Genomic DNA, 24,159 nt, shown 5'->3' with positions numbered 1-24,159 from the left:
CAATCCCAACTTTTTATTAGGAGGGAAGCCAAATGGCTACGAATGAAAGTCGTAAGACAGAAAACAATCATGAGAGTTCGGCTAAATCAGACACAACTCATAATCCTACTCTAGCTTTGATACTCTCACTAATCCCCGGGCTTGGACAGGTATATAACAAACGTTATATCAAAGGTGCAGTTATCTTCGTATTATTTGCCGCTTTTGTGATTGTTATGTATGACTTTATGACTACAAGTCTTCAAGGCTTAATTACTTTAGGTGAGATAGAGAGAGAACATGACTCACGAGTATTTTTAAGTCAAGGGATTATTAGTTTAATATTTTTAACATTTTTCATTACTTTTTATGTAATAAATGTTCAGGATGCATATCGTGATGCTGTAAAAATTAAAAATGGTTGGAAAGTTACAGGCGTTATTGAAGGATTTAAGAATGCTTGGGATACAAGTTTCCCATACCTTTTAGTAGGTCCTGGACTATTCTTACTTGTATTTGTTGTATTATTTCCATTATTATTTATGGGCTTTTTAGCATTTACAAACTATAACTTATATAATTCACCACCAAGACATTTATTAGAGTGGGTTGGCTTTTCTAACTTCATTAATCTATTTACAATTGGTGAGTGGAGAAGCACATTTTTAAATGTACTATCATGGACGTTAGTTTGGACATTCTTTGCAACGACTTGTTCAATTGTACTCGCTATGTTCTTAGCAGTTCTAACTAATGATAAACGATTGAAATTTAAGAAGTTAATCAGAACAATCCTTATTTTACCTTGGGCAGTTCCTGGATTTGTAACGATTATTATTTTCTCAGCATTATTTAATGATAACTTCGGTGCAATTAATGCTGATATTATTCAACCTCTGTTTGGAGTAACGATTCCATGGTTGACCAATACAACTTGGACTAAAGTTGCTTTAATCATGATTCAAACTTGGTTAGGTTTTCCGTTTATTTACGCATTATTTACGGGTGTATTGCAGGGGATATCAAGCGATTGGTACGAAGCTGCTGATATGGATGGGGCAACACGTTGGCAAAAATTCCGTCATATTACATTCCCGCACTTAATGTTTGCAACGGGACCATTGTTAATTACACAATTTACATTTAACTTTAACAACTTTAATATTATTTACTTATTCAACGCTGGTGGACCGCCAGTTCGTGGCCAATCAGCAGGTGGAACAGATATTTTAATTTCTTGGATCTATAATTTAACGTTCTCTAACTCTCAATATAGTATGGCTGCCGCTATATCGATTATTCTAGGACTAATAGTTGCGACATTTGCATTCTTCCAGTTCCGTCGCTCTAAATCCTTTACTGAGGAGGGCCAATACTAATGACAAAGAAAAACAAAAGAGTTATAAGTAGAAAAACAAAAAACACGATTGAATTAACATTAATGTACTTGGTTATTGCTGTTATGGCTGTTATCATTTTTTATCCACTAGTGTGGGCATTTGGTATGTCGCTTAACCCAAGCTCTAACCTATATGGTGCATCAATTATTCCTGAGAACTGGTCATTTGTACACTACGAGTGGTTATTTACAAACCCTAGAAGTAACTATTTACTATGGTATAAAAACACACTTACAGTTGCACTGTCAGTTTCGTTAATTGGTACATTGATTACAGGCTTTACAGCTTATGCATTTTCACGTTATCGTTTTAAAGGTAGAACATACGGATTATATGCTTTCCTATTGCTACAAATGTTCCCTGTATTAATGGCAATGGTAGCATTGTATATTTTACTGAATACAATTGGTTTATTAGACAGCTTAGTTGGTTTAATTATCATTTATGTTGGTGGAAGTATTCCGATGAACGCATTCCTTGTTAAAGGTTATTTCGATACATTACCACAAGAACTTGATGAATCAGCTAAAATGGATGGTGCAGGTCACTTTAGGATCTTTTTCCAAATCCTATTACCACTTGCTAAACCAATTTTAGCAGTTGTTGCTCTATTTAACTTTATGAGTCCATTTATGGATTTCATCTTACCACGTATCGTATTACGTAGCCCTGAAAAGTATACTTTAGCATTAGGATTGTTCAACTTTGTTAACGATCAATTTGCGAATAACTTTACACGTTTTGCTGCGGGTGCGATTCTGATCGCAGTTCCGATTGCCACAGTTTATTTATTCTTACAGAAGTACTTAATCGGTGGTCTTGCATCAGGGGCAACGAAAGGTTAAAACAGACATCAAAGGGTTCAATGTCAAATAGTGTTGGTTGGTTTTATAATTAATAGAGAATAAATTTATATTCGTTTTAATAAAGATACAACTTGTTCACCGCAGGTGAAATACACTCGCTTTCCGCGGGCACGGCTTTTAGCTAACTAAGGCAAGCATAGAGCGCTTGCCTTAGTGGATCTTCAGCTCGTGCTGGGACTGCGATTACTCGTCCCACCGAAAAGATTTATTCCCGCAGGAGTCTCGTGTATTTCACCTGCTGTTTTTCACTTCTAAATTAAATGGCTGCTTAAATCGTGTTTCTTTTTGCATTTTTTACTCGAATTAGTTTCTATTGCTTTCAACTTGAAGTGAATCAAAATTCGTTTCTTGAGATTATAAAAATTACGATAACCGTATGCGACTTTGCTTGACTGAGTTAGCAAAAAGCCGTGCCCATGGAACGCGGAGGTTCGGCTAACTGCGGTTTATAATGTAAGTTATAAAATTAAATATACTTAAAATAAAAAAGTAACGTTAGTAAGTGTTCAAACTCACCAACGTTATATATTGTACAACCCATCAAAGCATCTTACTCTAGTCATTCTAGGGGTAAGATGCTTTTTAGTTTTTCAATACGTTTATGGATTGTTGTATAAAGCTCACATTTAAATCCTTGCAATTTGAATGCTGTCCCTAATTATAACGACCGAATTGAACTTGGTTATATACTTCATTGATCATTTCATTCAACGTATCAGGATGAAGCGCTTTTGCTAAACTTATTTTTTTACTTAGTGGATGATCGATATCCCCCTCATTAATTTTCTCATCTAAAAATGGAAGCATAAAGTTTTTTAAAGGCAGATAAGCGATGATAATCGGTTCTTCATCTGATTCAATTTCAATATAGATACCGGTTAATTTAACGAAAATAAATCCCTCATAGTCGAAGCGAAGTTTAAATTGACTTTTCTTTGCTTGATTGATCGCTTCAATTTGACTAGGTAATGTGTGAAAAAATACAATTTGCTCAAAAGAATAATGTAGTTCAGATAGTGTTACATGATACTTTTTTAGTGTTTTTCTTGTTATTATTTTTACTTGTAAAAGATAAAAGTACCTTGAAGTAAAAATGATTATGAGAGCTGTAAAAATAACAACTAGTATGAAGTATTGACTCATTTAAATTCTCCTTGATAACAAAGTAATGAGAATGATCTGTTATTATTTAAGTTGTATATTTGAGATGTCGGCATATGAATACACGCAGTTTTTACCTGACTCTTTACCATAATATAATGCCTGGTCAGCAGCTATAGTTAATCGACTAGGTGTTGGTTGAGAAATTTGATCTGTCATCGCATACCCAACTGTGATCGTAATTTTATTCCCAGGTTGTGTTGACTCGTTTGGAAATTCATTAGTTTCAATATTTTTTCTAATTTGCTCGGCAACTTTCCGAACATCACTATCCGAAGTATTAAATAGTAAAACTGAAAATTCTTCACCACCGAACCGAAATGCAAGGTCCGATTCGCGAATTGAATGTTTAATGATATTTGCCAATTGCTCTAATACTTCATTTCCTAGTAAGTGTCCATTCGTATCATTATAATGTTTGAAATAATCGATATCGAGCATAATCATTGCAAGAGAGTCAGTTTGATTGCTATCAAAGTGCTTCTGTAACGTATTTTGTAACGCACGTTGATTATATAAAGACGTTAGACCATCTCGTAATGTTAATTCTTCAATTTCTTGATAAAGCTGTGCTTGTTGTATAGCGACAGAAGCCAATGATGCTAGTGGCATAATGTTATCAATCTCTTGTTCGGTAATCGTTTTCTTTGATACGGGATTATCAACAATTAGTAAGCCAATTTTTTCAGATTGGTAGATCATCGGAATTATCAAAAATTCATCGTAATTGAACAGATTAATTAATAGTTGATGAATTTGATCATGGATCTTATCTCGCTTTACAATCCGATGTTTCCCATTAACAAGCGCATCTTTTAAAATATGATTAGAATCAAGATCAATAGTTAAATGTCTAATCATTTGGTTTAATTCTGGATCGATCTCTTCTTTTTCAATATTCTCAAGTAAATCAATAAAGCTATATTTTTGTTCCGATATATTTCTCCAATTATCAATACCTTCTTTTTCATCAAGTGGGCCAATGCCCATCATCCCTGTGAGTTGGTTGTTGTTTTTATCATGCAAAAACACGATTGCACGATTAAAGCCTAATCCATGTCCAGCAGTTACAGATGTAATAATGATATGCAAAATTTTATCAAGGTCTCTTGTTTGTTGCATTGCAAGACTTATTTCTCTAATAATATTTAGTTGTTTAGAATTTTTTATTAAAAGTGATTTCCATCGTTTTTGTTTGTTAATATAGAACATACAGCGGAAACCTGCAAACGCTATCAAAAGTGTGAGTAAAATAAACAAGATAAAATCATAATAAGTAAATCCATTGACAAAAAAATATGTAGTAGAGGTTACTGGGAATGCAACGAACAACCCTAGATATTGATAAAAGAAAACCGCTAAAAATATAATAAACAATGATAAAGGTAAGATCCACTCTTGGAAGTAGATAATGCTTAGCGAATAGAAATAAATCCCAAATATAAGAATTAGAATTTTGTTTAACTTATTTGATAAATTAAAACGAATAGCATTTAGGAAAAGCGCTAGCACAATTAAGTGAAAAAAGAATATTGGTGTGTTAAAAGACATAGTTGTTCACCTCGGTAAGTTAAACCTTCTTTAGGGCTATTATACCACGGAGATTGAAAAAAACACTTAAAGTAAAATGAATTCTTGAAAAATAACTAGTGAAATAGTAAAATAACGATTAGAATCATGCATAGTTTGAAGGAAAAAACTATGCTTTCTTTTTTGGTGCTTGTGCAATCGCTTTCCTTATTTGACGGAGAATTAGTAAAGGAGCTTGATGAATGTGAAAATTAGTCGATTAAGTTTAAACAAATTTACAATCGTTATTTTAATGATGTGTTTTTTATTTATACCTAATTTAGAGGATGTCGAGGCAGAAGAAAATAGTGATGCGAAGATAATGTTCCAGGCAAATGTAGATCGAGAGCTTCACTATGATCAACATGCGCTACTTGAATTAGAGATCGACAACAAAGCTAATCTAGGGATTACAGAGATTGTAGCTGATTTAAGTCAATTAGGGGGACCTGATCAGTTTTTTATTTCACCTGAATTAAATTGTGTGACCATTTCAGTTCGATCAGATATTGAGCCAGGTGTAAAAGATATTCATGTAAAATTAATTGATGAAAATGGTGATACATATACAACCTCTACAACTGCAACTGTTATTCCTCGTGAGAAAGAAGAACATGAGAGGGATTGGGATGAGGCAGTAATATACTTTATGCTTACAGACCGCTTTTATGATGGTGACTCTAACAACAATGATCCATATCAGATAGACTATCGTGCGATTACTGATAATCCTCGAGGAACGTATCAGGGAGGAGATTTTAAAGGGATTACAGAGAACCTAGATTATTTACAGCGATTAGGTATTAATACGATTTGGATTACACCTATCGTAGAAAATATCGGTCATAACGTTGAGTATAAATCGGATGCAGGATCATATTTTGCATATCACGGCTATTGGGCGAAAGATTTTGAACGATTAAATCCGCATCTAGGTACATTGAATGAATTTCATGCATTAATTGATCAAGCTGCTGAGCGTGGCATTGATATTATGGTGGATGTAGTACTTAATCATAGTGGATATGGTTTAAAGGGTACTGATGAAGTGACAGAACCACCGGTTGGCTATCCAACGAGTGATGATAGAAATAGATTTATAGGCATGTTGCGTGATCGTTCAGGAGCTGGTGATGTCAAAATGGAACTTTCTGGGTTGCCAGATTTTAAAACTGAAGAGGATTGGATTAGACGTCAATTAGTTGAATGGCAAGCAGCATGGATTGAAAAATCAACGACACCGAATGGAAATGCAATTAAAAGTTATCGTGTAGATACGGTTAAACATGTCGATAATGTGACGTGGCAACATTTCAAAAACGAATTAGTCAGAATTGATTCTAGCTTTAAGCTGATTGGTGAGGCATGGGGAGCAAATTATCAGCATGATTTAGGATATTTAAATAGTGGAATGATGGATAGTTTATTAGATTTTGGCTTTAAAGATCATGCCCGTCATTTCGTAAATGGTAGCTTAGAAGAGGTTAATAAACAATTAATTGAGCGTAATCAATCTATTTCAAATATAGCAACATTAGGGCAATTTTTAGGTAGTCATGATGAAGATGGATTTTTATATCGATTAATTAACAATGGTGATAGTGAAGAAGTTGCCCAAGGGAAATTAAAATTAGCGGCAACACTACAAATAACATCAAAGGGTCAACCAGTGATATATTACGGAGAAGAAATCGGTCAGTCAGGTGCAGAAAATTGGCCTGAATATGATAATAGATACGATTTTGATTGGGAGTTAACAGAAAATAATCATATCCTTGAACATTATCAAAGGTTACTAGAGTTTAGATCATCGTTTTCAGAGTTATTATCAAGGGGTGATCGTTCAATGATTGCAGGGTCTAATGACGCTGAATGGCTTTTAGTTGAACGATCTTATCAAGATAATTCAGTATATCTTGGATTTAATCTTGCTGAGACTAAACAAGAGATTAAGTTAATTGTTTCTGAAAAGGATGCAATGATTACCGACCACTATACAGGCAATACATATCAATCGATTGAAGGCTCAAATGGTGAGAATTATGTCTTAATTTCAATGCCTGATTTATTCGATGGTGGAACAATATTGCTGTCAGTAGATAAAGGCGAGATCTTATCAAGTGAACAGTCGATTGAGCCTATTGATTCTGAGGATGAAGAAAGTCTAAATCAATCAGCAATAGAGAATCGTTCAAATGTTTTAATCATCGTCATGTGTTTTGTATTAATTGTTGGTTTAGCTGGCACGATATTATTAGTAACAAAAATAAAGCGACGTAAGTGATAAGGGGAATAAGTTTATGAATACAGAGATAGAAAATGTGAAATATGATTGGAGATACATTGATCGTCATTATAGTTATGATGGCGAGTTAGGACTAATTTTTAAAGAAGATGGATCAGTCGAACTAAAATTATGGTCACCAAGTGCTGATCGTGTTGATGTGATTTTATATGATAAAGATGATCAAAATAAAGTGATTACGGACCAATTAAGCATGGAACAAGGCGACCGTGGCGTATGGTCAATTAGATTAACGGAAAATAACACTGGAATTAATGATTTTACAGGCTATTATTATCACTATTTAATTCACCGTCAGGGAAATTCAGTTTTAGCGCTTGATCCATATGCTAAATCAATGGCTGCATGGGATAGTACGAATGAACAAAATTATATTGGTAAAGCAGCAATAGTTAACCCAGCGAATATTGGCCCTAAACTTGATTATGCCACGATTGAAGGCTATGAAAAACGTGAAGATGCGATTATATATGAAGTTCATGTACGTGATTTTACGTCTGATCCTTCTATTTCAGATCAAATTAGCTACCAATTTGGTACATTCAGTGCTTTTGTGGAGAAATTAGATTATATTCAATCACTTGGCGTCACACATGTTCAATTGTTACCCGTTATGAGTTACTTTTTTGTTAATGAAAATAAAAGTGATCAACGATTACTTGAATATTCATCGATTCATAATAATTACAATTGGGGCTACGATCCTCATAGTTACTTCTCATTAACAGGTATGTATTCGGAAAATCCAAATGACCCTGAGCAAAGAATTGTGGAATTTAAGCGTCTGATTGATGAGATCCATCGTCGTGGGATGGGTGTTCTTTTGGATGTTGTTTATAATCATACTGGACTGCTTCGTGTCTTTGAAGACCTAGAACCGAATTATTATCATTTCATGGATGCGGATGGTACACCACGAGAAAGTTTTGGCGGTGGTCGACTTGGGACAACACATAAAATGTCGCAACGAATTTTAGTCGATTCAATCACTTATTGGATGAATGAATATAAAGTCGATGGATTCCGATTTGATATGATGGGTGATCATGATGCAGAAACAATTCAGTTAGCTTATGATCAGGCCAAACAACTAAATCCGAATGTGTTAATGATCGGGGAAGGTTGGGTAACGTATGTTGGTGATGAAGATGATCCAGATGTTAGACCAGCAGATCAACATTGGATGCAGTATACAGAGAGTGTAGGTTCATTTTCTGATGATTTCCGTGATGAATTAAAGTCAGGATATCATACTGAAGGTGAGCCGCGTTTTCTAACTGGTGGAGCGCGCCAAATTCAACGGATTTATGACAATATCACAGCTAAGCCACATAATTTTAAAGCAACAAATCCAGGAGATGCCGTTCAGTATATTGAAGCTCATGATAATATGACTTTACATGACGTCATTGCTCTTGCGATTAAAAAAGACCCTAAAATCCATACTGAAGAAATTCATAAGAGAATTCGTTTAGGTAACGTGATGCTGTTAACGGCACAAGGGACTGCATTTATTCATGCTGGACAAGAATATGGCAGAACTAAGCAATTTTGTCATCCTGATTTTGTAGGGAAGGTCTCAGATGATAAAGTACCATTTAAATCGACTTTCGTAACGGATGAACATAATCAACCAATTGAGTACCCGTATTTTATTCATGATTCATATGATTCAACAGATGCGGTAAATATGTTCGAATGGGCAAAAGCGACAGATCGTGCTAATTATCCAATTCATACAACGACTCAACTATATACTAAAGGTTTAATCAAATTACGTCGTGCTACTGATGCCTTTAGAAAATCGACAATGGCAGAAATTGATCAAGACATTTCACTCATTAACGCACCAGAAATAAAAGAACAAGATTTAATTATTGGCTATCAAGCAACTGCTAGTAATGGTGATCTATATGCTGTATTTGTTAATGCAGATCATCAAATGCGTCAATTGACACTTGCTTCTGATTATACAAAAGGTGAAATTATCGTTGATCAATTAAGAGCAGGAACTGATCAAATTACAGATCCGATTGGTGTAGAGTTGTCGACTGATTCAATCACAATTTCACCATTAACAGCGACAGTTATCCGGTTAAAAAACCAGATACAATAAATATGAGATGACTACGTCTATACATGTTCTAACAAGAAGTGTGTAGACGTATATTTTTTTACAAAAAACCGAAAAAAGATAAGATAACTATTGAAAAAATATCTAAATAATAGTAAGCTATTGGTGTAAGCGGTTGCGCAATAAAGAATAACCTCCCTCTTTTTTTAAACTTAAATGCAACCGTTTTCACAGTTGTAACTATTCAATCTAATAGAAGAAAGGAGCTTAGTAATTATTTTATTGATTTAAAACGATATGAAAGGAGATTTGTATGATTAGAAAAACAGGATTTAACCGTGTTTTATCGCTATCAATGATCTTTGTATTATTATTAAGTACGATATCAAATGCATTACCTTTTTCATTAGTTTTAGCAGAAAATAATGAGCAAGCGATTTCCGAAAAACAGATTAGAATTCATTTTCAAAATAAAGAATTAAATTTAGATGATCTTCGTTTATGGTATTGGGGAGATTTTTCAGAAGAGCCGCAGGGGAATTGGCCAAATGGAGAACTGTTTAGTCAAGATCAAACAACTGACTTTGGCGGTTATGTAGACATTGGTTTGAAAGATAATGCAAAATCAATCGGCTTTCAAGTCGTCAGTACAGCTGAAGTGAAGCACGTTGATGATGTAAATCTAGAGTTAATTAGTTCAGAGGTTGATGAAATTTGGATCACACGTGATGGTGACGTGTACTACTATGAACCAATTGAATTTGAAGAACCGACAATTCGCGTTCACTACTTAAAAGAATCCGGTGATTATGAGCCTTGGGGGATTTGGTATTGGGGTGATGTTATTCAGCAGTCAAGTGATAAAGGTGACTGGCCTGAAGGAGCAACGCCATTTTTAAATGATCAGGTTGGTCGTTACGGTGCCTATATAGATATTCCAGTGAAAGAAGCTGTGGCTAACTTTGGCTTTTTATTTGTTAATATGGCTGATGATGAATTAAAGACTGAAGATATGACATTCACTGATTATGAAAACCATCAGCAACTCTTTATTAAAGAAGGCATTGATCGTGTTTTCACCAATCCATACTATGTTTCAGAAGCTGAGCCAGAGCCTGAGCCAGAAGAATATGAAGGCGAGGAAAATATTACTATTAGAGCAAGTGTGAGTCGAGATTTTAACTATAATGAACATGCATTATTAGAAGTTGAGATAGATAACCAATCAGATTTAGGGATTAGAAGAATTGAAGCGGATGTAAGCGCTTTAGGTGGGCCGCGTTCATTATTAATTTCACCAGAATTAAATCGAGTGACACTATCTGTCAGTTCGGAGATTGAGCCTGGTGAAAAATTGATTCCAATTAAAGTTGTAGATGAGGCTGGTGGAGTTTATACAACAGAAGCTACTGCAACAGTCACTGAACGTTCTAAAGCAGAAGGTGAACGTGATTGGGATGAATCAATTATTTACTTTATGCTAACTGATCGTTTTGCTGATGGTAATCCAGCAAATAATGATCCGTACGATTTCGATTATGATCAAATCACTGACAATCCACGTGGAGCATATCAAGGTGGAGATTTTAAAGGTATAACTGAAAATCTTGATTATTTAAGTGAGTTAGGTATTAATACAATCTGGATTACACCAATTGTTGAAAATATCGGTCATGATGTAAATTCAGGTTCGAAAAATGGCACATATTATGCTTATCATGGTTATTGGGCAAAAGACTTTGAAAAATTAAATCCGCATTTGGGGACGATCGAAGAATTCCATGAATTAATTGATGCGGCTGCAGAACGGAATATCAACATAATGGTAGATGTTGTGCTTAACCACGTAGGATATGGCTTAAAGTCTGGTGAAAGTTTAGACAATCCACCAGCCGGTTACCCAACTGATGAAGACCGTGCGCGATTTGAAGGCATGATTCGTGATAAATCAGGTGCTGGGGATGAAAAAATGGAACTTGGTGGCTTGCCTGACTTCAAAACAGAAGAAGCTGCTGTACGTGAACAGATTGTAGCTTGGCAAACTAGCTGGCTAGAGAAATCGACGACTTCAAAGGGAAATTCAATTGCCGGTTACCGCGTTGATACAGTTAAACATGTCGATCAAGTGACATGGCAACACTTTAAAAATGAACTCGTTGAACTTGATCCGAGTTTTAAATTGATTGGCGAAGCTTGGGAGCAAAACTATTCATACATGCGCTACTTAAATAGTGGACAAATGGATAGCTTACTAGACTTTGATTTTAAGGGACAAGCAAGTGAGTTTGTTAAAGGTAATCTTGTTCGTGCTAATAATGACTTAATCGCACGAAATAAAATGCTAACAAGTGATGCAACTTTAGGGCAGTTTTTAGGTAGTCATGATGAAGACGGATTCCTTTATACTCAAGGTAATGATGAAGGGAAATTAAAACTAGCTGCATCATTACAAATTACTGCTAAAGGTCAACCAGTTATTTATTATGGTGAAGAGCTTGGACAAACAGGTGCAAATAACTGGCCTTTATATGATAACCGTTATGATTTTGCTTGGGATTTAATAGAAGACAATGATATTCTTGATCACTATCAAACTGTGCTCAAATTTCGCAATGACTACTCAGAGTTGTTATCACGTGGAACTAGATCAACAATAGCTGGTTCTGATGCAGATCAGTGGTTAGTTGTTGAGCGTGCTTATGAAGGTGAGTCCGTATATTTAGGATTTAACGTAGCAGAAGCAGCACAAAAAGTTACATTGTACGTTTCAAATGAGCATACGATCGTAACAGATCATTACACAGATCAAACTTATAATGCTTATGAAAATGAAGCGGGTGAATTTGTTGTTGAAGTTAGCATTCCTAGTCGAGCAAATGGTGGAACGGCTTTATTATCTGTAGAAAACGGTAAAATTTTACCTGGTAAAGCAGAAGGTACGAGTGAAGTACCTGAAGGCTATTTCCGACTTCATTTTGAAGGATTAGATCCAAATGAGCTTGACCAACTAGGTTTATGGATTTGGAATGACGTTGCTCATCCATCAGTAGATTGGCCAAACGGCGCAATTAGTTTTGGTGGGGCAGTAGCGACTGAGTTCGGTTATTACCTAGACATTGAGCTGGCTGAAAATGCTAAACAAATCGGCTTTTTAATTAATAATCTTCAAGGGGCTAACGTGTCTGATGACTTTATTCTTGAACTACTTAGTCCTGAAATGAATCAGGCATGGGTTACCGAAGATCTGACAGTATATAGCTATGAACCACTGAAGAAAGCAAATACGATACGTGTTAATTACTATCGTCAAGATGGTGAGTACGATGGTTGGGGACTATGGACTTGGGGAGATGTAGAAAAAGCGACGGAAAATTGGCCAAATGGCGCGCATACATTTGAAGTAGGTGGCTATGGCAGTTACTTTGATTTACCATTAATTGACGATGCGAAAGAAATTGGCTTTTTAATGGTAAACAAAGAAACAACTAAACAGACGGATAATATGTCGTTTGCCGAATTAGACCAGCATACGCAAATTTTCGTTCGTGATGGTGATCCGAATGTCTATACGAATCCATATTTTGTGAGCAAAGAAGGCTTACGACATGCAGAAGTCTTAACAGATGAAAAGATTGAGCTTGTCTTTAGTAGTGTAGCGGAGTTAACAGAAGCAAGATTATTAGACGGCATTGAGATTATTGATAAAAATGGTGATGCAGTTACTGATTTCACAATTGAAATTAATTCTGAAAATAATACTGTTATTGTGACGGTTAAAGATGCTCGTTTAACAGATATTGCACCATTTGAAATAAAATACGATGGTCGCGAAGCAACAGCAAGTGTAGGCTGGCGCTTAAAAGATGAAGTATATGCCTATGATGGTGAGTTAGGTTTAGATTTACGTGCAGATGGATCTGCTGAACTAAAACTATGGTCACCAAGTGCAGATTCAGTTCATGTCGTTTTATATGATAAAAACGATCAAAATAATCTGATCACAGATGAATTGGAAATGACTTTAGGAGATCGTGGTGTATGGTCAATTGTGTTAGATGAATCAAACACTGGCATAAGTGATTTAACAGGTTATTTCTATCATTTTGCAATTGAGCGAGACGGAAAAACAGTGCTAGCACTTGATCCATATGCGCGTTCTATGGCTGCATGGAACAATAGCGATCCAGATAATTACGTTGGTAAAGCAGCAATTGTAGATCCAAGTACAATCGGACCGAAACTAGATTATGCTAAAATTGATGGTTTTGAGAAACGAGAAGATGCAATAATATATGAAGTGCATGTTCGTGACTTTACATCAGATCCATCTATAGCAGATCAATTAACTAGTCAGTTTGGTACATTTAGTGCATTTATTGAAAAACTTGATTACATTGAATCACTAGGTGTTACACATATTCAGCTATTACCAGTGATGAGCTATTTCTTTGCTGACGAGTTTAATAATGCAAAAAGACTACTTGAGTATTCGTCAACTGGCAATAATTATAACTGGGGCTATGACCCACATAGTTATTTCTCATTAACAGGGATGTATTCAGAAAATCCAGAAGACCCAGCGAAACGAATTGAAGAATTTAAGTACTTGATCAATGAAATTCACAAACGTGGTATGGGTGTAATTTTAGATGTGGTTTATAACCATACTGCTAGTGTTCATATTTTTGAAGATTTAGAGCCGAATTATTATCACTTTATGAATGCTGATGGCTCGCCTCGTGAAAATTTCGGTGGTGGCCGTTTAGGAACAACGCATAAAATGGCTCGTCGGATTTTAGTTGATTCAATTACTTATTGGGTCGATGAATTTAAAGTAGATGGCTTCCGCTTTGATATGATGGGTGACCATGATGCTGAATCGATTCAATTAGCTTACGACAAAGCAAAAGAACTAAATCCGAATATCGTTATGATTGGAGAAGGTTGGGTAACGTTTGCAGGAGATGAAAAGTATCCTGATGTACAAGCAGCTGATCAACACTGGATGCAGCATACTAAAGCAGTAGGCTCATTCTCAGACGAATTCCGTAATGAGTTAAAATCAGGATTTGGTAGTGAAGGACAGCCGCGATTTATTACAGGTGGTGCACGTAATATCCAGCAAATTTACGACAACCTAACAGCTAATCCACATAACTTTAAAGCGGATGACCCTGGTGATGTCGTACCTTATATTGCAGCACACGATAACTTAACATTGCATGATGTTATTGCACAGTCGATTAAAAAAGATCCTAAAGATCATGCTGAAGAAATTCATCAACGCATTCGTCTTGGTAATTTAATGGTACTAACAGCACAAGGAACACCATTTATTCATGCTGGTCAAGAGTATGGACGTACGAAGCAATTCCGTCATGAAGACTTTATTAATGAAGTGCCAGAAAGCCAAGCGCCATATAAATCGACATTTATGACTGATGAAAATGGTAAACCGTTTGAGTATCCATATTTCATTCATGATTCATATGACTCAACTGATGCGGTTAATATGTTTGATTGGGCAAAAGTAACAGATAATGATGCTTATCCAATTAACGTAGCAACGAAAGACTATACTGCAGGATTAATAAAATTACGTCGATCAACAGATGCCTTTAGACGAGGAACAATGGAAGAAATTGAACAATTTGTATCAATGATTGAAGCTCCTGAAATTATGCAAGAAGACCTGATCATCGGCTATGAGGCAATCGACAGTAAAGGTGATGTTTATGCAGTATTTGTCAACGCAGATAGTCAGACCCGTCAGCTTACACTGACAACTGATTATTCAGCAGGCGCGATTATTGTTGATGGAAAAACAGCTGGAATTGATCCGATTAATGATCCTGTTGGTGTAGAATTAACACCGGACTCAATTACATTAGATCCTTTAACAGCGACGGTTATTAAACTTACTGATGATTCAACTGATGATTCACCAGTAGACCCAGAAGATCCTAACGAGGAAACACCAGGAGAAGAAACACCTTCTGATGAAACACCAACAACTGGTGATCAAGTAGAAGATCCATTAGATAGTGATCAAGATACTGAGCAACCAAGCAGTGATGATTCCTCTGGATCAAAAGATACAGGTGGATCTTTACCAAAAACAGCGACACGATTATATAACTACTTGTTATTAGGTACGATGATTCTTTTAGCAGGTGTTGGATTAATTATCTACAATGATAGAAAGCGCAAAAAAGTATAATACACTCTCACACCACCTTACATTCCAAATGTAAGGTGGTTTTTCACTCACTGATACCCCCACAATTTACTAATAGTAAGTCATTATTAAACAGCATGTTAATACTACTAAAATCAATCGGGCTTAATTACTTTAAAAAATAAATATCAACACCTTAAAACTAATCAGGAGACTTTAAAATGCTTGCACATAGAAGGCTGATATGCTATTCTAATCATTACGGTATGCAACCGTTTGCCCTGTTGTGATAAATAGTGAAATGTCATATTTTTTTATTAATAACTTAATAATAATCACAATCTAAATAAAATGGCAAAACTAGAGTAGATTAAGGTAAGAGATAAAAATTAGATGAGAAAGTGAAGGGAGAACGTTATGAAAACAAAAAAGTGGTGGAAAGAGGCAGTTGCTTATCAAATCTATCCAAGAAGTTTTATGGACTCAAATGGAGATGGAATTGGTGATATCCAAGGAATCATTCAAAAATTAGATTATCTAAAGGATTTGGGCATTGATGTCATTTGGATTAGCCCAATTTATGAATCACCAAATGATGACAATGGTTATGATATTAGTGATTATAAAGCGATACTTTCAGACTTCGGTACGATGGAAGATTTTGATTTATTACTTGAAGAAACTCATAACCGTGGTATGAAATTAATTATGGATTTAGTCATTAATCATACATCCGATGAACATGAATGGTTTATTGAATCAAGATCATCTAAAGATAACCCATATCGTGACTACTATATTTGGCGACCTGGTAAAGACGGCAAAGAACCGAACAACTGGGAGTCAATTTTTAATGGATCTGCATGGGAATATGATGAAACAACAGACGAATACTACTTACACGTATTCTCGAAAAAACAACCAGACCTAAACTGGGAGAATCCAAAAGTTAGAGAAGATTTATATGAAATGGTTAATTGGTGGTTAGATAAAGGAATCGATGGTTTCCGAGTTGATGCCATCTCTCATATTAAAAAAGTTGAAGGCTTACCTGATATGCCAAACCCAGAAAACAAGAAATATGTTGAGGCTTGGGATGGCCATATGAATCGTCCTGGTATCGATAAATTCTTAACAGAGTTTAGCAATCGCACATTACGCAACTACGATATTATGACTGTTGGTGAAGCTAATGGTGTTAGCCTAGATGATGCGGAAAAATGGGTTGGAGAAGAGAACGGCTACTTCAATATGATTTTCCAATTTGAACATATCGGACTATGGAATACAAGTTTAGAAGGTGGTCTTGACCTTGCACAATTTAAGCAAACATTGACAAGATGGCAAAAAGGCTTAGAAGGTAGAGGCTGGAACGCACTATTTTTCGAAAACCATGACCAACCACGTTCAGTGTCAGCATGGGGAAATGATACAGATTTAAGAATTACATCAGCTAAAGCATTAGCTACACTTTACTTCTTCATGCAAGGTACGCCATTTATCTATCAAGGACAAGAAATCGGAATGACTAACGTACAATTTGATTCAATCGATGATTATGATGATGTTAGCATGAAGAACTATTACAAGATTCAATTAGCTGAAGGTAAATCACACGAAGAGATCATGCAAGTAATCTGGAAAAATGGCCGAGACAACTCAAGAACACCAATGCAGTGGACAAGCGAACCACAAGCAGGCTTTACTACTGGTACACCATGGATGAAGGTTAACCCAAATTATCCAGACATTAATGTTGAACAAAACCTAAATGATCCAAATTCAATTTATCATTACTACCGTACGATGATTGAATTACGTAAATCAAGCGAAACATTAATTTACGGAACTTATGATCTAGTTGCAGGAGATCACGAGCAAGTCTATGCGTATACGAGAACATTGGGTGACGATCGCTATGTTGTGATTGTGAATATGTTTAATGAAGCAACAACTTTAGATCTTTCAAATGACATGACATTTGTTGAACTTCAATTATCAAACTACCGAATTCACGATGAATTAAATGCGAATATGGAATTACGCCCATATGAAGCTAGAGTATATAAAATTAAATAATTTATCCTAGTATGTTTTAAGTTACTCCCTTTAAGGTAAACAGATTTCATCACGCTGTTTTACTAGAAGGGAGTTTTTTATAAATTGCCTACTTTTCCCCAATTGGAGTGAACACAAGAAAAATGCTATAATATTAGTTAGGCATTTTTTTTGAAGGTAGGTGAACGCAATTAATAAAGAAAAATTACTCGTAATTGATGGCTTTAATTTACTTAGCCGTGGTTATTTTGCCACAGCATACAATCGAACAGAAGATCAATTACCTCGCAACTCAAAAGGACTTTATACAAATGGTGTTCGTGTGTTTTTACAAAAGTTGTTTAACTTAATTGAAGAACACGATACAACGCACCTCGTTGTTGCTTGGGATGTTAAGCGTGAAGAAACTGAGCGACGAATCAAATATGATTTCTATAAAGCTAGTCGTTCTGAACTTGCTCCAGCGTTAATCCAACAACACGAAACATTAAAACAAGTTTTAGACGATCTGCGAATTACACAGTATACGATGCCACCACATGAAGCGGATGATATTATTGGGTCCGTTACGAAAAGATGGTCAAGTGAGATAAAAACAGATTGCTTGATTTATAGTAATGATAAAGATTTCTATCAACTATTAAATGAACATACTTCTCAAATCTTTAATCAAAAAAAGGTCGAAATTAAATATACCATTGATGATTTTAGGGCTGAATTTGGCATCGAACCAATTCAGTGGATCGATGTAAAAGCACTCCTAGGTGACACAAGTGACAACGTACCTGGTGTTCCTGGAGTAGGAGCAAAGTCAGCATTACCTCTTATTCAAATGTATGAGTCAGTTGAAAACCTATATCAACAATTACCAAATATTGATGCGAAATTTAAACGCTATATTAGGAAGTTAACTGATGCCGAAGAACTTGCAGTTGTAAGTAAAGAGTTAGTTACGATCAATCAAGAATTAGATTATTTTAAAATGGTTGATGTTAATGAGTTTAGTTATCAACCAGATTACAATCACATTTTAAATGTACTTAATGAAGTAGAAATACAGATTCGATTAAATATTAGCTAGATTTTATAGAAAGACTAGAGAGGGAGAAAGAAAACTGATGGGGACAGTAATTTTATACTTTTTGATTAGTTTATTGGCAAGCACGATCGGAGCAATCGCTGGGATTGGTGGTGGCGTGTTTATTAAGCCTATTCTTGACTTTCTAGGCGATTATCCACTTGCAACGATTGGTATACTCTCATCGACAACCGTTTTTACAATGTCGTTAGTATCTCTATGGACAAGACGACGTGAAGTTAAAGTAATGGATCGAGCAACTTCACTACTTCTCGCTTTAGGTGCTGTTATCGGTGGTCTTGTAGGAAAAGTGATTTTTAAATATCTTGCGACATATAGTTGGGTTGGGAATGTCCAAACGATTTCACTAATCATAATTTTTAGTGCCGTCTTACTCTACGTACAATTTAAAGATACATTCCCTAGCTTTTATATTAAGAATAAGTCAGTAATATTAGCAATGGGATTAGCATTAGGGGTATTATCTGCCTTTTTAGATATTGGCGGGGGTCCACATAATATTGCAATATTAAGTTTGTTTTTCGCAATGGATGCTAAAAAGTCAAGCCTTTATTCACTATTCATTATTTGCTTTTCACAACTTTCAGGATTGCTATTTACATTTATCAGTACTAGCTTATCAAGTTTAAGCCTAAACATGCTACCAGGTATGATAATCGGCGGTGTATTAGGCGGAGCACTTGGATCAAACCTATCAAAGTGGTTCACAATCCGTGCTGTTGAAATAGTCTTTAAGTTATCACTTGCAGGACTTGTATTATTGAATTTATATAATTTATATCTATATCTGTAAGTGTAAAAAGAGGAGATACAGGATAATAATTCCCGTATTTCCTCTTATTTTTTTAAAAAAAGCTGAACTAAATGTAAAAAATCTATACTTTTTAGGGTCTGATTTCATAAAAGTTATAGTTTGTAAGGAAATATCTAAATGTCATACGGTTACAAACAATGTAAGCGTTATATAAAATGAAGGGGCGTACATATTAATTTATGGAAGGAGGCAACTGTAGAATTATCGTTAGTACATTAGGTCATCAAGATTTCCGCATCAAGAAGTTTTTACTTAAGCTAGAAGCACAGAGTAATACAGGATTTATTGAAATTCTATTAAACTTCTAGGAGGAATGTAGAAAGATGGTTAGGATGATTAAGAAGTATGAACGAACGATTGCAATTCTATTAATTGCTTTCTTAGCAGTACCACTCAACCTGTTCACTTCGCTAGCAACAGTTATGGCTAGTGATGGGGAAGAGGCGGAGTATACAACAGTATACGAAACAGATTTTAGCAAAGATGATCATAAGATTGGCACTCAGGCAGGTGGAAGTGGATCTGTAAAAGAAGTTACTATCGATGATAAAACTTATGATGCATTTTTCATGGAGCATCGGCCAGATGGTAACTGGAATTCTCCAACCCTGTCATATGCAGATGCAGGCATCGAATTTGGTAAGATATATCGAGTTACAGCAGAATTCTATACTAATTCAGATGAGTTTGGTGGAGGGAATTATCAACTAACGACAAGCGACCATGAAAATCCAGACATTAATGAGAACAAGAAAATAGTTCCAAATGAAATAGTTGAAATGAGATATGAAGGTGTTATCGAGATTGAGACGAATAATCATATTCGTTTCCAAACATCTGGGGAGGAAGCGGACTCACTTCAATATTATTTGCTTAGTGTCAAAGTTGAAGTATTAAATACTGATGAAGAAACTGAAACACCAGGAGAACCTGAGGTACCAGAAGAAGAATTCGAACCAGTAGTGATTTATGAAAACAATTTTGAAAATAACGATTTAGATGGTTGGTTTGGTAGAGGTCCTGCAGAAGTTGAGATTACAGATGATGAATCTGGAGATAACAATGCAGTATTAGTTACAGGACGTACTGTTAGCTGGCATGGTCCAGGAATTAACTTGACGGAATTATTAGAATCTGGAGCACAGTACGAAATGGAAGTGTCTGTCAAGCGTGTTAGTGCAGAGGGAGAAAGTACCTTTGATGCTAAAGTAGCAGAACAACCTGAATTTTATAATCCTGTATCTACAAGTACTATAACTGATACTGAATGGACTATTCTAAAGGGGACATATATTTTAGAAGGAAATGTAACGAATGCAGAATTTTATGTTGAAAGTAATAATCCAACAGAAGATTTTTATGTGGATAATGTAAAAATCACTCAACTCACTCCAGGAGAAGACCCTGGTGATCGTGAAGAAATTCCTGAAGATGAAAGAGTTGCAATCTTCACAGACTTTGAAGATGGCACAACTCAAGGTTGGGAACGACGTAATGGCCATGAAGAATTAAGCATTGCTAATATTGGTGCAAATGATAGTTCTCATAGTCTATTAGTTGAAAATCGTCAAAGTTCATCAGACGCAGCTAAAATAGACGCCTTAAATAAATTGTATGCGGGTTATGACTATAAAATAAGCGTGTGGGTGAAATTGGCAGAAGGTGAGCCGAGTACAGGATTACATGTATCAGCCGCACAAGATGAATCTACTTACCCTACTGTCGCTGATCGTCAAATGGTTACATCTGATGAATGGGTATTACTTGAAGGTGAGTATTATGTACCAAATAATGTTGATGAAGTGTATTTCTATGTAGAAGAAGAGTACAATCCAGATTCAACATCTGGAGTCTCCTATTATATTGATGATTTTAAAGCAGAAGTAATTTTCAAAGACAATGATGTGCAAAAGGACTTAACACCTTTAAAGGAGATATATGAAGATTATTTCTATATTGGAAATGCTGCAGAAAACTTTCATTTCAATGGGAGAACAGGTGAATTATTAAGACATCACCATAATTTGGTGACGGCAGAAAATGTCATGAAACCAGATTCTTTCTATAATGAAATTATAAATGACGATGATTTTGTAGTGGATTTAGAATATACTAATTCTAATCAAACTCAATTCCTTAACAATGCTAAAGAAAATGGATTATTAGTTCATGGTCATGTACTAATTTGGCACTCACAATCTCCAGGATTACTTTGGGGCACTGATACAGGTAGAAAAGATGTAGAAGGTAATCGAATTTATGAGCCAATTGCAAGTCGAGAACAAGCCTTAGCAAACATGCAAGAACATATTGAAAAAGTTATGACTGATGCTCATAGAGTTGCTGGTAATTCCATAATTAGTTGGGACGTTGTAAATGAGGCATTAGAAACAAGAGATTGGAGTAATCCAGAAGATTGGCAATCTAAATTACGTTCCACTCCTGATGTAGGTTGGCTCCATTCAGTTGGTGATGACTATATCTATGAGGCCTTCAAACATGCACGTAAAGTTGCTGATGAGTTAGGCCGTCATGATATGGTTCTATACTATAATGACTATAATGATCATGATCAAGGAAAAGCTAGAACAATGTATCATATGATTAAGGATATTAATGAGCAGTATGCTGAAGACTTCCCTGAAGATTCACGTAAATTAATATCAGGTGTTGGTATGCAGGCTCACTATACTACAACAGTGAATGTTGAAAATGTTAGAGAATCTTTAGAAAGATTTATTGATTTAGAGATAGAAATTGGTGTCACCGAATTAGATGTTGGGGCTTCTGAAAGTACAACATTAACTGAAAGAGAAAATTTAGAGCAAGCATACTTCTATGCTCAACTATTTGATCTATATAAAGAACATTCAGATCATATTTCTCGAGTCACTTTCTGGGGCTTAAGTGATGGCCATAGTTGGAGAAGTGCAACTAACCCATTATTATTTGACCGTAATTTGCAAGCGAAGACAGCTTATTTTGCTGTAGCTGATCCTGAAAAGTATCTAGCTGAAAACGAAGATCCAGGTGTAGTGATAGCAAGACAAGGAAACGCAGCCTTTGGAACACCAGTAATTGATGGAGAAATCGATGATATTTGGAATGAAGCACCAGCACTTCCTATTAATCGATTCCAAACGGCTCATAATGGTGCTACAGGAGAAGCAAGAGTATTGTGGGATAATGAAAACCTTTACGTGTTAGTTGAAGTTAATGATAATGGACTTGATAAATCAGCATCAGATGCTCATGAACAAGATTCAGTAGAAGTATTTATTGATGAACAAAATACAAAAGCTGCATCATACGGTGATGGGCATGCACAGTATCGTGTAAACTTCGATAATGAGCAATCCTTTAACGGTGATGTAAGCGAAGACTTTGAATCAAGAACTGTCGTTAATGGAACAAATTATCTTGTAGAAATGAGAATTCCATTCAAAACAACGACACTAGATTCTGGTCAAGTGATTGGTTTTGATGTTCAGATTAATGATGCTGTTAATGGTAGCCGAAATAGTGTTGCTATTTGGAGTGATTATAACTCCGGTATGGGTTGGTCAGATCCATCTGTGTTCGGTGAATTAACGTTAATTGCAGGTAATGAAATTATCATCGAAGAAGATGAAGAGATCGTAATCGAACCTGAACAAAAGGTAATCGTTAAATCAGGTGATAAAGAAGTTTCAATCAAGACACCTGTCGATTTACCAACTGGAACAAAAGTTAAAGTTAATTTTGTAGATCCAGAAACAATCGAAGATCCTAAATCTGAATCAGGAGAAGATCTGAATGTAGCCGGTGAGATTGTGGAGGTAGACTTAACTTACCCAGAAGGATATGAAGACTTTAAAGGTGAGTTTGAATTAGTCCTTTCATACAATAGAGATTACGACTGGGTTTCAGTATTCTATCTAAATGAAGATGGGGTATGGGAGCGTCGTACTGGCGGTGTAATCGATCGTGAAAATGAAGTAGTTCGTATTACTGTTCAAGGCTTCTCAACATACGGTGTCTTTGAAGTCACTGCTGATGAAGTGATTGAAGATTTAGAGGAAGTCATTCGTGATTTAACAGATCGTATTGACAACCTAGAAGGTAATGCTGATGAATTACAAAATACAATTGATGAATTAAGAGCAAAATTAGAAGAAATAAGTACATCTAATCAAACGCTTCAAGATCTAATTAATCAATTGTTAGCAAGATTACAAGAATTAGAGGATCGTGTTAACGAATTAGAAGGTGGCGACACCACAACTCCAGATCAAGATGACGAAGATTCAGATCCGTCTGATGATGACTCAGGTCCTGTTTTAGAAGATCCTGATGCTGACACGGATGAAGATTCTGATGAAGATGCAGATAAGGATACTGATTCAGATTCATCTGATAAAGATGGTGATGCTCTACCATCTACTGCTACATCACTATTCAATTACATGTTAATTGGAATGATGATCTTAATTGCAGGTGCAGGATTAGCGCTTTATAGCTACAAGCGTAAAAATGCATAATAGTTAAATGATACTCACCCTACTCAAATTGAGTGGGGTGAGTTTTTGTTTTGGAAGTTTTTAAGAGTCGGGATATAGTTTTTAGGATAACATATATAGGTTTCTTGTTTACTTAAAATAGTATTTTCTATAAAAT

The 24,159-nt window shown here is 35.5% G+C and carries 12 protein-coding genes; 10 read left to right on the top strand and 2 right to left on the bottom strand.

The genetic code is table 11. The features are described 5' to 3' along the window. Window positions 1-32: 32 nt before the first annotated feature. Window positions 33-1,358 (top strand): sugar ABC transporter permease, encoded by a 1,326-nt coding sequence (locus AXY_RS08860; RefSeq protein ID WP_015010465.1) that lies wholly within the window; start codon window positions 33-35, stop codon window positions 1,356-1,358. Then, window positions 1,358-2,224 (top strand): sugar ABC transporter permease, encoded by an 867-nt coding sequence (locus AXY_RS08855; protein ID WP_015010464.1) that lies wholly within the window; start codon window positions 1,358-1,360, stop codon window positions 2,222-2,224. The genes AXY_RS08860 and AXY_RS08855 overlap by 1 nt, the downstream gene beginning before the upstream one ends. Before the next feature lie 675 nt (window positions 2,225-2,899). Here the strand turns inward: AXY_RS08855 and AXY_RS08850 are convergent. Both AXY_RS08850 and AXY_RS08845 read right to left on the bottom strand, forming a co-directional pair. Beyond that, window positions 2,900-3,388: a hypothetical protein gene (locus tag AXY_RS08850; protein WP_015010463.1), complete on the bottom strand. Its 489-nt coding sequence runs from the start codon at window positions 3,386-3,388 to the stop codon at window positions 2,900-2,902. A gap of 42 nt (window positions 3,389-3,430) precedes the next feature. After that, on the bottom strand, window positions 3,431-4,618 hold the full coding sequence (locus tag AXY_RS08845; RefSeq protein ID WP_172635005.1) for a GGDEF domain-containing protein: 1,188 nt from the start codon (window positions 4,616-4,618) through the stop codon (window positions 3,431-3,433). 562 nt (window positions 4,619-5,180) lie between these two features. On the opposite strand from AXY_RS08845, the gene AXY_RS08840 reads away from it, so the two are divergent. From AXY_RS08840 to AXY_RS12290, 8 genes are all read left to right on the top strand, one after another. Continuing rightward, window positions 5,181-7,259, top strand: coding sequence for an alpha-amylase family glycosyl hydrolase (locus AXY_RS08840; protein WP_051007534.1), 2,079 nt, complete (start codon window positions 5,181-5,183; stop codon window positions 7,257-7,259). Window positions 7,260-7,275: 16 nt separating this feature from the next. Then, window positions 7,276-9,396: a pullulanase gene (locus AXY_RS08835; protein WP_015010460.1), complete on the top strand. Its 2,121-nt coding sequence runs from the start codon at window positions 7,276-7,278 to the stop codon at window positions 9,394-9,396. 271 nt (window positions 9,397-9,667) lie between these two features. Next, entirely contained in the window at window positions 9,668-15,574 is a 5,907-nt protein-coding gene (locus AXY_RS08830) for a pullulanase (protein WP_015010459.1), read from the top strand. A gap of 375 nt (window positions 15,575-15,949) precedes the next feature. Next, the gene (locus AXY_RS08825) at window positions 15,950-17,611 is read left to right on the top strand and encodes a glycoside hydrolase family 13 protein (RefSeq protein ID WP_015010458.1); all 1,662 of its coding nucleotides are present in this window, start codon (window positions 15,950-15,952) and stop codon (window positions 17,609-17,611) included. A gap of 160 nt (window positions 17,612-17,771) precedes the next feature. After that, window positions 17,772-18,671: a 5'-3' exonuclease gene (locus AXY_RS08820; RefSeq protein ID WP_015010457.1), complete on the top strand. Its 900-nt coding sequence runs from the start codon at window positions 17,772-17,774 to the stop codon at window positions 18,669-18,671. Between the two features lie 37 nt (window positions 18,672-18,708). Beyond that, window positions 18,709-19,482, top strand: coding sequence for a sulfite exporter TauE/SafE family protein (locus AXY_RS08815; RefSeq protein WP_015010456.1), 774 nt, complete (start codon window positions 18,709-18,711; stop codon window positions 19,480-19,482). A 200-nt stretch (window positions 19,483-19,682) separates the two neighbouring features. After that, complete coding sequence (locus AXY_RS13080) at window positions 19,683-19,811, top strand: hypothetical protein (RefSeq protein ID WP_269447580.1); 129 nt, start codon at window positions 19,683-19,685, stop codon at window positions 19,809-19,811. A gap of 15 nt (window positions 19,812-19,826) precedes the next feature. Then, on the top strand, window positions 19,827-24,023 hold the full coding sequence (locus AXY_RS12290; protein ID WP_015010455.1) for an endo-1,4-beta-xylanase: 4,197 nt from the start codon (window positions 19,827-19,829) through the stop codon (window positions 24,021-24,023). Window positions 24,024-24,159 lie beyond the last annotated feature (136 nt).

Origin of the sequence: Amphibacillus xylanus NBRC 15112 (assembly GCF_000307165.1) — a bacterium.
GTDB lineage: Bacteria > Bacillota > Bacilli > Bacillales > Amphibacillaceae > Amphibacillus > Amphibacillus xylanus.
This window is presented reverse-complemented; position numbering and strand designations above follow the sequence as displayed.